Source organism: Halomonas icarae (assembly GCF_009901955.1).
GTDB classification, from domain to species: Bacteria; Pseudomonadota; Gammaproteobacteria; order Pseudomonadales; family Halomonadaceae; genus Halomonas; species Halomonas icarae.
Window position 1 is genome coordinate 2,311,473 of record NZ_WUTS01000001.1, and the last position, 12,918, is coordinate 2,324,390.

Here is a 12,918-nt window from a genome sequence, read left to right on the forward strand (position 1 = left end):
CGCGTCTCACCGCGCAGGGCTGATAGAATGCGCGTCACAGCAGAGGAGTATGCCCATGACACGTCGCAAGAAGACCCGTTCGCTGGCCGACAAGGTGCAGATTCGTACCGGTCGGCGCAAGGACTACAAGAAGTGGCGCCACGAGAATCCCGACCAGGTCACCTCGTCGACGCGCTACACCCAGAAGAAACGTCAGCAGCGCAAGCTTCAGGCCGCCCGCAAGCAGGCTCGTCAGGAAACGGGGCAGGCCATTGATATCCATCCGCAACGCGATGCGCAGCAGGCGGACAGCGAAGAGTCCGAGCGGGGAGGCACGCCGAGCTGATGCGTCTGGTTTCATTCAATATCAATGGCATTCGTGCGCGACTTCATCAGCTGGAGGCGTTGGTCACGGCCCACCGGCCGGCGCTGATCGGCCTGCAGGAGACCAAGGTCCAGGACGCCGAGTTTCCCCGCGAGGCGGTGGAGGCGCTGGGCTATCGCGTCGTCTATCACGGCCAGAAGGGGCACTACGGCGTCGCGATGATGCTCGATACTGCCCAGTGTGGCGAGCCCGAGGCGGTCCACTACGGCTTTCCCGATGACGGGGATGAGGCTCAGCGGCGCATGATCGGCGTGACCCTGCGGCTGTCAGACGGTGAGCCGCTGACGGTATGGAATGGTTATTTCCCCCAGGGCGAGAGTGTCGAGCATCCGACGAAGTTTCCCCACAAGCGGGCGTTCTACGCCCAGCTGGGGTCGCTGCTCGAACTCCATCACCGCCCCGACGAGCGCCTGGCGGTGATGGGCGATTTCAATATTTCGCCCGAGGATATCGATATCGGTATCGGCGAGGCCAATCGCAAGCGCTGGCTGCGCGAAGGCAAGACCAGCTTCCAGCCGGTGGAGCGTGAGTGGCTGGCGGGTATCAAGGCCTGGGGTCTCACGGACAGCTACCGGCTGCATTATCCCGAGGTGGCCGACCGCTATAGTTGGTTCGACTATCGCTCCAGGGGGTTCGATCGCGAGCCGAAGCGGGGCCTGCGCATCGACCATATCCTGGTGACCGCACCGCTGGCGGAGAAGGTGGTCGACGCCGGCATCGATTATGAGCTGCGCGGTATGCAGAAGCCCTCCGACCATGCCCCCGTATGGACCGAGCTTTCGCTGCCGCAAGTGTGACGGCATAACATGAAAGCCCACGCCGCGGAGGAGCGTGGGCTTGCCGAGGAGGGGCGGGGGCTTGTGTGGTAGGTGCCTGTCGGCGCTATCGGTAGTGTCGATCAGCGCTCGATACGCTTGACCAGGACCGGTGCCAGCTTCTCGTTCATCTCCTTGAAGGCCTGCTCGGTAGTCTCCCAGTCGATGCAGGCATCGGTGATGGAAACGCCGTACTGAAGCTGGTCGAGATCCTCCGGCAACTTCTGGTTGCCCCAGCCGATATTGGACTCGACCATCAGGCCGATGATCGAACGGTTGCCGTCGAGCAGCTGGTTGGTGACGTTCTCCAGCACCAGCGGCTGCAGCGCCGCATCCTTGTTGGAGTTGGCGTGAGAGCAGTCGATCATGATGTTGGGCTTGATGCCGGCCTTGTTGAGCTCCTGCTCTGCCAGTGCCACGCTGACACTGTCATAGTTGGGCTTGCCGTTGCCGCCGCGCAGCACCACGTGCCCATAGACGTTGCCCCGGGTGCGAATGATGGCCACCCGCCCCTTGTAGTCGATGCCCAGGAAGTTGTGCGGATGGGCCACCGACTGCAGGGCATTGACCGCCACGTCCAGGCTGCCGTCGGTGCCGTTCTTGAAGCCGACCGGGCAGGAGAGCCCCGAGGACATCTCGCGGTGCGTCTGGGATTCGGTGGTGCGTGCACCGATGGCCGACCAGCTGATGCAGTCCTGAATGTACTGAGGCGAGATCGGGTCGAGTGCCTCGGTGGCCAACGGCAACCCCATCTCGGACAGCTCCACCAGCAGCTGGCGAGCCGTATGCAGACCCTTCTCGATCTCGAAGGAGCCGTTCAGGTTGGGGTCGTTGATCAGCCCCTTCCAGCCGACGGTGGTACGCGGTTTCTCGAAGTAGACGCGCATCACGATATACAGGCTGTCCTTCACCTCGTCGGCCAGGCGGCGCAGGCGGCGGGCATAGTCGAGGGCGGCATCCACGTCGTGGATGGAGCAGGGGCCCACCACCACCAGCAGACGCGGGTCTTCGCCGTCCAGGATGCGCTGGATGGTATGGCGCCCTTCGATCACGGTCTGCTCGGCGGCGTCGGTAAGCGGAATCTCCAGCTTGAGGGCTTCCGGGGTGATAAGCACGTCCTGGGAGAGGACGTTGAGGTTGCTGACCTGTTGATCTGTCATGCGATTTCCTGTGGGTCGTGTCTGCGCTGAAGGCCTGACGGCATGGTTGTTTTGGCTCTACTATACACCGGCCGGGGTAGGCCGGATCAATCGCGGGAACCTACGAAGGGCCGGCAGTGTCATAGCGGCCGCGCCCGATGAGGATCCGCGGCTTGATGGATGAACAGGAAAAGGGAACACTTGTGCGACTCTTGATGATGGTCTTTGACCCCCAATCGCCCAGGCTTCAGGTAGACGCTATGCAAGCACGCCATATTGTTGAAGTTTCCATGCCTTACGGACGACGCGCCCCTTCCCGTCGCCTGATGACGGGGAGGGGCTAGATGGGCGCCAGGGAAACCGATCAGCAGCTCGTCGAGCGGGCCCAGAAGGGTGATACACGCGCCTTCGACCTGCTGGTGAGGAAGTATCAGCACAAGATCATCGGCCTGATCGGGCGCTATGTGCATGACCATGCCGAGGTGCAGGATGTCGCCCAGGAGGCCTTCATCAAGGCCTATCGCGCCCTGGGAAAGTTTCGTGCCGAGAGCGCCTTCTACACCTGGATGTATCGAATCGCCATCAACACGGCCAAGAACCATCTGGTCTCCAGGGGGCGGCGCCCGCCCGGCAGCGACCTGGATATCGTCGATGCCGAGATCCTCGATCAGAGTGGCCGCCTCTCCGATACCGAGACCCCCGAGGCGGCCATGGCTCGCGACCAGCTGAAGGGGGCCATCTTCGAGGCGATCGAGGCCCTGCCCGATGACCTGCGTACCGCGATCACGCTGCGCGAGCTGGAGGGGCTCTCCTATGAGGATATCGCCACCATCATGGAGTGCCCGGTGGGTACCGTGCGCTCGCGGATCTTTCGGGCACGAGAGGCGGTCGACCAGCATATCCAGCCGCTGGTGACCACCTCGCGCAACCGCGAACCGGTGGGCGAGTGATGTCCAGCAGTAATTTGTCGATTTATTGTCGATTCGCTGAACTGACCGATGCTTTTGGCGTCTCAAGCAGTGTTCGATCCGCTAAAGGCGGTTCAGAGCGTCGGCATTCGTGGGGCGGCTATTGCGGATGTCGACATCTGGGTGATAACGGATGCAAGGCCGGGGCCTTGCCAGGCTGAGGTGTAAAGAATGAGTCAGAACGCACGGGAATCGCTTTCTGCCCTGATGGACAATGAGGGCGACGAGCTGGAGCTTCGCCGCGTGCTGAAATCGCTGAGTGATGAACCCGATGCCGCCGACGCGTGGCGACGCTACCATCTGATGCGCAGCCTGATGAGACAGGAGGCGGATGTGGATGTCAGCGTCGACCTGTCGGCGGGCATCCTGGCGCGCCTTGAGAGTGAGCCGGCCCCCGTACTCGACAAGGGTCTCCACGACGATAGAGCTCGGCCAGCTGCTGCACGCCGCTCACTTCCGCTGGCACGCAGCGCCGGAATCGCCGCCGCGGTGTCGTTGATGGTGATCACCGGTGTGCAGTTCTACAACGGCGGCGGCCTGCCCAGCGGGGGAGCCCCGTCGGCCGAGCTCGCCGGAGGCACCCCAGAGGGTGCCCCCCAGGCGTCGCCCGCCGGCCTGGCAGCCACCGCCGTGCAGCGACCGTCATTGGCGGATCTGCCACTCTTCCAGTTGCCCCAGGGGGGCGTCAGTGGCCTGATGACCGTTGGCGCCGGCATGCAGAGCACACCGATGTTCCTGGCGCCCAGCCAGCGGCAGTCGTTGATGGCCGATGAGGAGCAGGCGCGCCTGTTGCAATCCTATCTGGATCGTCACGCCGAAGGGACAGCCTACCGCAGCGGTGATGCCTGGATGCCGCTGCTGCGCGCCAGCGGTGGCGACAGCCTCGGTCAGCGCTGACGGGAGGTCGGCGATGTGCGTCTTTCGCAGTTGCGCTACGGTGTTTGTGCCGCTCCTGCTGGCGGCGGTTGCGCCTTCTGTCGTTGCCCTGGAGGCCACTCCCGATAATGACCGCTTCGACTGTCGTCTCCTAACCACGGAGCCGACCCCGCAGACCGCTCGCGACTGGTACGAGCTCAATCTCTGGGCCGGCCACTGCTACCGCTACGATGCCCACGCGGTGCGCATCGGTTTCGATGGGGTGCGCACCCTCGTGATCAGTCACGAGGTCAACGATGGGGTCGAGCGGGGCAGGGCGCGCTTTCTGGATGGTCCCCCCGAGGTGTTTGAGCGACGCAGTCGCATCGGGCGCCTGGGCTGGGCGGAGGGTGGCTCGGCTCCCACGATCCCGGCCGGCATTGCGGCGAAGATTTCGTCTCATTACCGTTTGAGTCTGGCAGGTGAGGAGCGTATCGCCAACCGGCGGGCCTATCGTCTGGATATCTCGCCGCTCGACAGCTTTCGCTACGGCAAGCGGCTGTGGCTCGATGCCGAGACCGGCTTGACCCTCAAGCAGAGTCTGCTCGATGAGACCGGTCGCGCGGTGGAGACCTTTCAGTTGACGGTGCTCGAGCGGCCACGGCTGCATCAGGGCGAGGTGAGCATCGACGCTCCCCGCGAGGCGCCTCGAGATGCCTGGCACATCGGCTGGCTGCCTGGCGGATTCAGCCCTCAGCCAGTGGAGACGCACAGTGGGCGTCATGGCAGCGACGTGACCCATCGTCTGTTCAGCGACGGCCTTTCCACCTTCAGCCTCTTCGTCGCGCCACTCGGCGAGATTGAGCCCCTGGCCCCCGGGCTGCATCGGCTCGGCGTCTCCCATGCCGTTGTGCGGCACCGTGACCTGGACGGTACCCCGTGTCAGGTGGTGGTCATGGGGGAGATGCCGCCGCGGGTGTTGCTGCGGGTTGCCGATGGCTTGAGCTGGGCCGCCGAGGACTCCTGATGCGGTGACGCCCCGATGCTGTCAATACTCTTTTTGCACTGCTCATTTCAACCTGGTTGATCCCATCCTGGTCAATTCAACCCGGTTCATTCCAAGCTACGCAGGAGCCAACATGATGCGAATGCTGCGACACTTCTCCCTATGGATGCTGCTGGCCGTGACCCTGATGGCCTGGCAGGGGGCCATGGCCCGTGAGCTGCCCGACTTCACCGAACTGGTGGAGGAGGCGGCACCCGGTGTGGTGAATATCTCGACGACCCGCATGGTGCAGAGTCGCAATCCCTTCCAGGGATTCGGTGGTGAGGAGGTCCCCGAGATCTTTCGCCACTTCTTCGGCGACCGCTTCCCGGTGCCGCCGGGGCACGGGGCTGGCAAACCCCATGAGCGTCAGTCGCTGGGCTCTGGCTTTATCATCAGCGACGACGGTTACATCATGACCAATGCCCATGTGGTCGATGGCGCCGATGAAATTCTGGTACGTCTCAATGATCGCCGGGAACTGCCCGCCGAGCTGGTAGGCAGCGACGAGCGCACCGATGTGGCGGTACTCAAGGTCAATAGCGATGACCTGCCGACACTGCGTCTCGGCGACTCCGATGACCTCAAGGTCGGTGAATGGGTGGCGGCCATTGGCTCACCCTTCGGCTTCGATCATTCCGTCACGGCGGGCATCGTCAGTGCCATCGACCGGACCCTGCCGCGCGATGCCTATGTGCCCTTTATCCAGACCGATGTGGCCATCAATCCGGGCAACTCCGGTGGCCCGCTGTTCAATCTCGAGGGTGAGGTGGTGGGGATCAACTCCCAGATCTTTACCCGCAGCGGTGGCTTCATGGGGCTATCATTTGCCATTCCCATCAATGTTGCCATGGATGTGGCCGATCAGCTGCGCAACGATGGTGAAGTGCGTCGCGGCTGGCTGGGTGTGATGATCCAGCCGGTATCGCGCGATCTGGCGGAGTCCTTCGGCATGGACGATCCTCGTGGCGCGCTGATCGCAGACCTGGACCCTGACGGGCCGGCGGCGGCAGGGGGCCTCCAGGCCGGTGACATCATCCTCGAGGTTGATGGCGCCCGGGTGGATGACTCCAGCACGCTGCCGCGGCTGATCGGACGTACCGCACCGGGGAGCGATGTCGAGCTTGAGCTGATGCGTGACGGAAAGCGTCGCAGCCTTGAGATAACATTGGGTGACTGGCCTGAAAGCGGCAGGGGTACTGCCGATAAGGGGCATGACAGTCAGCAGGCGCGCTTGGGGATTGCCGTGACCGAGCTTGATGTCGCCGAGCGCAAGCGACTCGGCATCGAGGGTGGTGTCCGCATTGCCTCGGTCGACCCCAGTGGAGCCGCCGCAGCCGCAGGGGTGCAGGCCGGTGATATTCTGGTCAGTATCGATCACCAGGCCATTACCGACGCTTCACAGCTGGTCTCCCTGGCGCGTGAACTGCCCACGGATCGTGCCGTTCCGGTGCGCCTCTACCGTGATGGTCGTTCGCTGTTTGTCGCGCTTCGCCTGACCGGCGATTGACCTCTTTTCCTGTCAGCTCTCCAGCAGCCCGACGGTCTTCCCGTCGGGCTGCTGTATCTGGCACGGGCATACCGGTACAATGCGCCCATCCTGGCCGCCGGCCGGCCTTGCCGTGCCCGCCGCCCCGAACTCTATTCAGGTAGAAGTCCACCGATGTCCCAAGACACCTCCCTCGACAAGCTCAAGCATATCCGGAATTTCTCGATCATCGCCCATATCGATCATGGCAAGTCCACGCTGGCCGACCGGTTGATCCAGACCTGCGGCGGCCTGACCGAGCGTGAGCTCAAGGAGCAGGTGCTGGACTCCATGGATCTGGAGCGCGAACGGGGCATCACCATCAAGGCGCAGTCGGTGACCCTCGACTATCACTCGCCGGACGGAAATATCTATCAGCTCAACTTCATCGACACCCCTGGGCACGTCGACTTCTCCTATGAGGTCTCGCGCTCCCTGTATGCCTGTGAGGGTGCCCTGCTGGTGGTGGATGCCGGTCAGGGCGTCGAGGCTCAGTCGGTTGCCAACTGCTACACCGCCATCGAGCAGGGGCTCGAAGTGTTGCCGGTGTTGAACAAGATGGACCTGCCCCAGGCCGACCCCGACAAGGTCTCCCACGAGATCGAGGAGATCATCGGCCTGGACGCCACCGATGCCTGTCAGGTATCGGCCAAGAGCGGGCTGGGCATTGATGCCCTGCTGGAGCGCCTGGTGCGCGATATTCCACCGCCCAAGGGGGACCCGGGTGGCCAGCTTCAGGCGCTGATCATCGACTCCTGGTTCGACAACTATCTGGGGGTGGTATCGCTGGTGCGGATCTTCGACGGCACCCTGAAGAAGGGCGAGAAGATCCGTATCAAGTCCACCGGTCGCGACTGGCAGGTCAACGAGGTGGGTATCTTCACCCCGCAGCGCCGCGAGACCGGTATCCTGCGTGCCGGTGAGGTGGGCTTCATCGTGGCCGGTATCAAGGAGATCCAGGGGGCGCCGGTGGGCGATACCATCACCCATACCAAGACCCCGGATGTGGCTCGCCTGCCCGGCTTCCAGAAGGTCAAGCCTCAGGTCTATGCCGGCATGTTCCCGGTCAGTGCCGACGACTATGAGGACTTCCGCGACGCCCTGGAGAAGCTGGCGCTCAACGATGCCTCGCTGGAGTATGAACCGGAGAATTCCGATGCGCTGGGGTTCGGTTTCCGGGTCGGGTTTCTTGGCACTCTGCATATGGAGATCATTCAGGAGCGTCTCGAGCGTGAATATGATCTCGATCTGTTGACCACCGCGCCCACCGTGGTCTATGAGCTTATGCTCAAGGATGGCGAGGTGATCTACGTCGCCAACCCTTCCAAGTTGCCTGATATGGCCGACGTCGAGGAGATGCGCGAGCCCATTGTGCGCGCCAGCATCCTGGTTCCCCAGGAGTTCGTCGGCAACGTGATCACCGAGTGTGAGCAGCGTCGTGGTACCCAGAAGGACATGCAGTTCCTGGGCAGTCAGATCCAGCTTACCTACGAGCTGCCGATGTCCGAAGTGGTGATGGACTTCTTCGATCGCCTGAAGTCGATCTCCAAGGGTTATGCCTCGCTGGAATACAACTTCGAGCGTTTCGAAGCCGCCAAGCTGGTGCGTCTGGATGTATTGATCAATGGTGACAAGGTCGATGCCCTGGCGGTAATCATTCACCGTGATCATGCCCATAGTCGCGGGCGACTGCTGGTGGAAAAGATGAAGGATCTGATCCCCCGGCAGATGTTCGACGTGGCGATTCAGGCGGCCATTGGCGGTCAGGTGGTGGCCCGCTCCACCGTCAAGGCGCTGCGCAAGAACGTGACCGCCAAGTGCTACGGCGGTGATGTATCCCGCAAGAAGAAGCTGCTCGAGAAACAGAAGGCAGGCAAGAAGCGCATGAAGCAGGTAGGGCGGGTGGAGATTCCCCAGGACGCCTTCCTTGCCGTGCTCAAGGTCAACGACTGATTTCACCAGCGAGGGATAACGAACCGCCATGGACTTCTCACTGCTGCTGGTGATTGCCGTTGCCGTCACCGGCGTGATTACCCTGCTCAACTATTTCTGGTGGCGGCCGGCTCGTCGCCAGTCACTGCAAACCGCCGAGGCTGGTACCACCGAAGGTCTGCCGAACAATGCCCGAGAACAGGTGTTGAAAGAGCCCTGGCCGGTTGACTACGCCCGCTCCTTCTTTCCGGTGCTGCTGGTGGTGCTGGTACTGAGAAGCTTCGTGGTGGAGCCGTTTCAGATCCCGTCGGGCTCCATGCGGCCGACTCTCGAGATCGGTGACTTCATCCTCGTCAGCAAGTTTGCCTACGGACTGCGCCTGCCGGTAGTGCATACCGAGATTCTCGATCTGGGTGAGCCCGAGCGTGGTGATGTCATGGTGTTTCGCTTTCCCAGCGAGCCGTCTGTCAATTTCATCAAGCGCGTCGTAGGCCTGCCGGGTGATCGCATCCGTTACGAAGGCAAGCAGCTTTATATCAATGGGAAGCCAGTGCCCAAGACACTGTTGGCCGAAGGGCCGGCAGAGGCGCCGGGAGAGCTGATGTACACCGAACAACTGGGCGAAGTGGAGCACCACATCTACAATAACCCGCGTGACTTCGGTCCCCAGATGCGTGAACTGATCGTACCGGAGGGGCACTACTTCACCATGGGCGATAATCGTGACCACTCCAACGATAGTCGCTACTGGGGCTTCGTGCCGGAAGCCAATGTGGTGGGACGTGCCTTTGCCGTCTGGATGCACTGGGATGGCGGCTTACCTAGCTTCACCAGCATGCGACTCATTCACTAACTGCCTCGTTGTACTTTCAGAAGCTGTACGACCAGAATCAGACGACAGAATCAGATAACAGGATTTTCGTGAGCCAAACCCTCAACGCCTTCAGCCGACGTCTCGGCCACGACTTCGGCGACCACTCGCTGCTCGAGCTTGCCATGACCCACCGAAGCTATGGTGGCCAGAACAATGAGCGCCTCGAGTTTCTGGGTGACTCCATCGTCAACTTCGTCATTGCCGAGGCCCTGTTCCGCCGCTTCCCCGAGGCGCGAGAAGGTCAGTTGTCCCGCCTGCGCGCGCGCCTGGTCAAGGGACAGACACTGGCGGAGTTGGCCCGCGAGATGGAGTTTGGAGAACATCTCAGGCTGGGTTCCGGAGAGATGAAGAGCGGTGGACATCGCCGTGACTCCATCCTCGCCGATGCCGTCGAGGCGGTGATCGGCGCCATCTATCTCGATGCCGGCATGGAAGCCGTGCGTGCCCGGATACTCTCCTGGTATGCGGGGCGTTTGGAAGACACCAGTCTGCAGCATACCCAGAAGGATCCCAAGACACGCCTTCAGGAGTTCCTGCAGTCGCGTCAGGAGCCCTTGCCCCGCTACGAGGTGGTCAGTGTCGAGGGCGAGGCCCATGCCCAGACCTTTACCGTGGAGTGCCATGTGGAACTGCTGCAGGATCATACCACCGGCATTGGCTCCAGCCGCCGTCATGCCGAGCAGCAGGCCGCCGAGATGGCCCTGAAGCAGCTTGAGCCAAGAGGAGTTCGGTCATGACCCAGACCTGTGGTTTCGTGGCCATCGTCGGCCGCCCCAACGTCGGCAAGTCCACGCTGATGAACCGTATCCTCGGCCAGAAGGTGTCGATCACCTCGCGGCGGCCCCAGACGACCCGCCATCAGGTGATGGGCATCAAGACCGAGGAGGAGACTCAGTTCATCTACGTCGACACGCCCGGCATCCATATCATGGCCAAGGATCGCAACAAGGCGATCAACCGCTTCATGAATCAGGCGGCCGTGCAGGCGCTGCGCGATGTGGACTGTGTGGTGTTCATCATCGACCGCACTCGCTGGAGCGACGAGGACCAGGTCGTTCTGCAGCGCCTCGAGCATGTCAACGCGCCGGTGATTCTGGCCGTCAACAAGGTTGATCGCCTGCAGGACAAGTCCGAGCTGCTGCCCTGGCTGGAGTCGGTCGGTGCGCGCCGGGATTTTGCCGCCATCGTGCCGATCTCCGCCAAGCACGGCACCAACGTGCCGGAGCTAGAGGCCGAAGTGGCCAAGCACCTGCCGGAGAGTGTGCACTTCTTCCCCGAGGATCAGATCACCGACAAGAGCCAGCGATTCCTGGCGGCCGAGCTGGTGCGTGAAAAGGTCATGCGTCAGCTTGGCGATGAGCTGCCCTACCAGATGACCGTGGAGATCGAGGAGTTCCGCGACGAGGGCAGGGTGGTGCATATCAGCGCCCTGATCCTGGTGGAGCGCCAGGGCCAGAAGAAGATCCTGATCGGCGAGAACGGCGAGCGCATCAAGAGCATCGGCCGCGAGGCGCGTCTCGATATGGAGCGTGCCCTGGGAGCCAAGGTGATGCTGAATCTGTGGGTCAAGGTCAAGCGTGGCTGGTCCGATGACGAGCGAGCGCTCAAGAGCCTGGGTTACGACCTCGACTAATGATGCTGCGCCAGTCGTCCTATGGGGTCAGACCCCGACGTGGCCAGGGTCTGACACCAAACAATCCCAAACAGGCGGCACGAGGCTGGCGTCTCGTATGACCCCCGAGCCGGCTTTCCTGCTGCACAAGCGCCCCTATCGCGAGACCAGTGCGCTGGTAGAGCTGTTGACGCTTCACCATGGCCGGGTACGTGCGGTCGCTCAGGGCGTGCAGCGACCCGGATCTCGGTCGCGTGGCGGGCTGCAGCCCTTCGCCCCGCTGCATGTGACCTGGATCGGGAAAGGTGAGCTCAAACGACTGAGACTAATGGAGAGTCGTGGTGGGGTGGCGCTGCTGGCGGGCGAAGGGCTGCTGTGCGGGCTTTATGCCAACGAGCTGCTGACACGCACCCTCCCGGTGGAGTTTCCGGTAGCGGAGGTGTTTGCCTTCTATACCGCGCTGCTCGAGGCCCTTCCCAGCCCTGGCTCACGCGCCGGAGCCCTTCGACGCCTGGAGTTTACCCTGCTCGAGTCACTGGATGCTGCCCCACGCTTCGTTACGAGCGAAGGTGGCGAGCTCGACCCCCAGGCTCGCTATGTCTTCGACGCTGCCAGCCGCGCCTTCCGCCTCGGCCGGCCAGGGCTCGATGGCCGTACCCTTCGCCTGCTCGCCGCCGAAGACTGGAGTGCGCCGGGGCTTGCCGGTCCTGCCAAAATGGTGGCTCGCGCCGCCCTGGCGCCACTGCTGGGCAGCCGTCCGTTGCATTCCCGGGAGCTGATGCGTGAGCTTGCCGAGGCCCGGCGCGCCGGACTTCGTTCGGAGCTGGGCCCATCTTCGTCGGAAGCTATAAGTTATAAGCTATAAGCCTTAAGCTGTAACCAAAACCCCTGCCGCTAGGCCTGGCGCCGATATCCTGGCTTACGGCTTACGGCTTACGGCTTACGGCTTACGGCTTACGGCTTACGGCTTATTTTAAGGAGACCCATATGCATCCCCCCCGTATCCTGCTTGGCGTCAATATCGATCATATCGCCACCCTGCGTCAGTCTCGTGGTACGCGCTACCCCGACCCGCTCCAGGCAGCGCTGCTTGCCGAGGAGGCCGGCGCCGATGGTATTACCATCCACCTTCGCGAGGATCGCCGGCATATTCAGGAACGCGATGTACGGCTGTTGGCCGAGGTGCTGAATACCCGCATGAACCTCGAGATCGCGGTGACCGAGGAGATGATGGCCCTGGCCGAGGAGGTGCGCCCGGCCCACGTCTGTCTGGTGCCTGAGAAGCGCGAAGAGCTGACTACCGAGGGGGGGCTCGATGTAGTCGGTGGTTTTGAGACGATTCGCGATGCCTGCCAACGCCTGACCGCGGCGGGCTGTGAGGTCTCGCTGTTCGTCGACCCCGAGCCCGAGCAGATCGCGGCCGCCGCCAGGGCCGGCGCACCAGTCATCGAACTGCATACCGGTAGTTATGCCGAAGCCACAGGAGACGAGGCCGTCCGTGAGCATGCGCGACTCGCCGCGGCCACCGAAATGGCCCTCGAGTTGGGGCTGACCGTCAATGCCGGTCATGGCCTGCACTACCATAACGTCGAGGCGGTGGCCGCCATTCCGGGGCTGCATGAACTCAACATCGGTCATGCGATCATCGCACGGGCGTTGTTCGTGGGCCTCAAGGAAGCGGTATCCGAGATGAAGCGCCTGGCAATTGCGGGGCAGGAGGCTGGCTTCGTCGCCGCCCTCGAGGAACATGATCACGATCATGACCATGATGACCATGTCCATTAAG

The 12,918-nt window shown here is 62.6% G+C and carries 13 protein-coding genes; 12 read left to right on the top strand and 1 reads right to left on the bottom strand.

Going from position 1 to position 12,918, the window contains the following annotated elements:
• Nucleotides 1-55: 55 nt before the first annotated feature.
• Both GRB80_RS10465 and xthA read left to right on the top strand, forming a co-directional pair.
• The gene (locus GRB80_RS10465) at nucleotides 56-325 is read left to right on the top strand and encodes a hypothetical protein (protein WP_132044006.1); all 270 of its coding nucleotides are present in this window, start codon (nucleotides 56-58) and stop codon (nucleotides 323-325) included.
• A complete protein-coding gene (gene xthA / locus GRB80_RS10470) occupies nucleotides 325-1,161 on the top strand; it encodes an exodeoxyribonuclease III (protein ID WP_161423548.1) in 837 nt (278 codons plus the stop codon). Before GRB80_RS10465 ends, xthA begins: the two co-directional genes overlap by 1 nt.
• Before the next feature lie 101 nt (nucleotides 1,162-1,262).
• Here the strand turns inward: xthA and GRB80_RS10475 are convergent, their stop codons facing one another.
• Nucleotides 1,263-2,339 carry a 3-deoxy-7-phosphoheptulonate synthase gene (locus tag GRB80_RS10475; protein ID WP_132044002.1) on the bottom strand — a complete coding sequence of 359 codons (1,077 nt, stop codon included), beginning with the start codon at nucleotides 2,337-2,339 and terminating at the stop codon, nucleotides 1,263-1,265.
• 323 nt (nucleotides 2,340-2,662) lie between these two features.
• On the opposite strand from GRB80_RS10475, the gene rpoE reads away from it, so the two are divergent.
• The 10 genes from rpoE (at nucleotide 2,663) to pdxJ (ending at nucleotide 12,917) form a co-directional block, all read left to right on the top strand.
• The gene (gene rpoE / locus GRB80_RS10480) at nucleotides 2,663-3,268 is read left to right on the top strand and encodes an RNA polymerase sigma factor RpoE (protein ID WP_132044000.1); all 606 of its coding nucleotides are present in this window, start codon (nucleotides 2,663-2,665) and stop codon (nucleotides 3,266-3,268) included.
• A gap of 189 nt (nucleotides 3,269-3,457) precedes the next feature.
• The gene (locus GRB80_RS10485; RefSeq protein WP_161423549.1) at nucleotides 3,458-4,183 is read left to right on the top strand and encodes a sigma-E factor negative regulatory protein; all 726 of its coding nucleotides are present in this window, start codon (nucleotides 3,458-3,460) and stop codon (nucleotides 4,181-4,183) included.
• A gap of 13 nt (nucleotides 4,184-4,196) precedes the next feature.
• On the top strand, nucleotides 4,197-5,168 hold the full coding sequence (locus tag GRB80_RS10490) for a MucB/RseB C-terminal domain-containing protein (RefSeq protein WP_161423550.1): 972 nt from the start codon (nucleotides 4,197-4,199) through the stop codon (nucleotides 5,166-5,168).
• 112 nt (nucleotides 5,169-5,280) lie between these two features.
• A complete protein-coding gene (locus GRB80_RS10495) occupies nucleotides 5,281-6,696 on the top strand; it encodes a DegQ family serine endoprotease (RefSeq protein WP_132043994.1) in 1,416 nt (471 codons plus the stop codon).
• Between the two features lie 153 nt (nucleotides 6,697-6,849).
• Nucleotides 6,850-8,667: a translation elongation factor 4 gene (gene lepA / locus GRB80_RS10500; RefSeq protein WP_132043992.1), complete on the top strand. Its 1,818-nt coding sequence runs from the start codon at nucleotides 6,850-6,852 to the stop codon at nucleotides 8,665-8,667.
• Between the two features lie 28 nt (nucleotides 8,668-8,695).
• Nucleotides 8,696-9,499, top strand: a complete 804-nt coding sequence (gene lepB / locus GRB80_RS10505) for a signal peptidase I (protein ID WP_132043990.1) — start codon at nucleotides 8,696-8,698, stop codon at nucleotides 9,497-9,499.
• A gap of 68 nt (nucleotides 9,500-9,567) precedes the next feature.
• Complete coding sequence (rnc, locus tag GRB80_RS10510) at nucleotides 9,568-10,257, top strand: ribonuclease III (protein WP_161423551.1); 690 nt, start codon at nucleotides 9,568-9,570, stop codon at nucleotides 10,255-10,257.
• On the top strand, nucleotides 10,254-11,153 hold the full coding sequence (gene era / locus GRB80_RS10515) for a GTPase Era (RefSeq protein ID WP_132043986.1): 900 nt from the start codon (nucleotides 10,254-10,256) through the stop codon (nucleotides 11,151-11,153). Before rnc ends, era begins: the two co-directional genes overlap by 4 nt.
• A gap of 97 nt (nucleotides 11,154-11,250) precedes the next feature.
• Nucleotides 11,251-11,997, top strand: a complete 747-nt coding sequence (gene recO / locus GRB80_RS10520; protein WP_132043984.1) for a DNA repair protein RecO — start codon at nucleotides 11,251-11,253, stop codon at nucleotides 11,995-11,997.
• A gap of 122 nt (nucleotides 11,998-12,119) precedes the next feature.
• A complete protein-coding gene (pdxJ, locus tag GRB80_RS10525; RefSeq protein ID WP_161423552.1) occupies nucleotides 12,120-12,917 on the top strand; it encodes a pyridoxine 5'-phosphate synthase in 798 nt (265 codons plus the stop codon).
• Nucleotide 12,918: the final 1 nt, after the last annotated feature.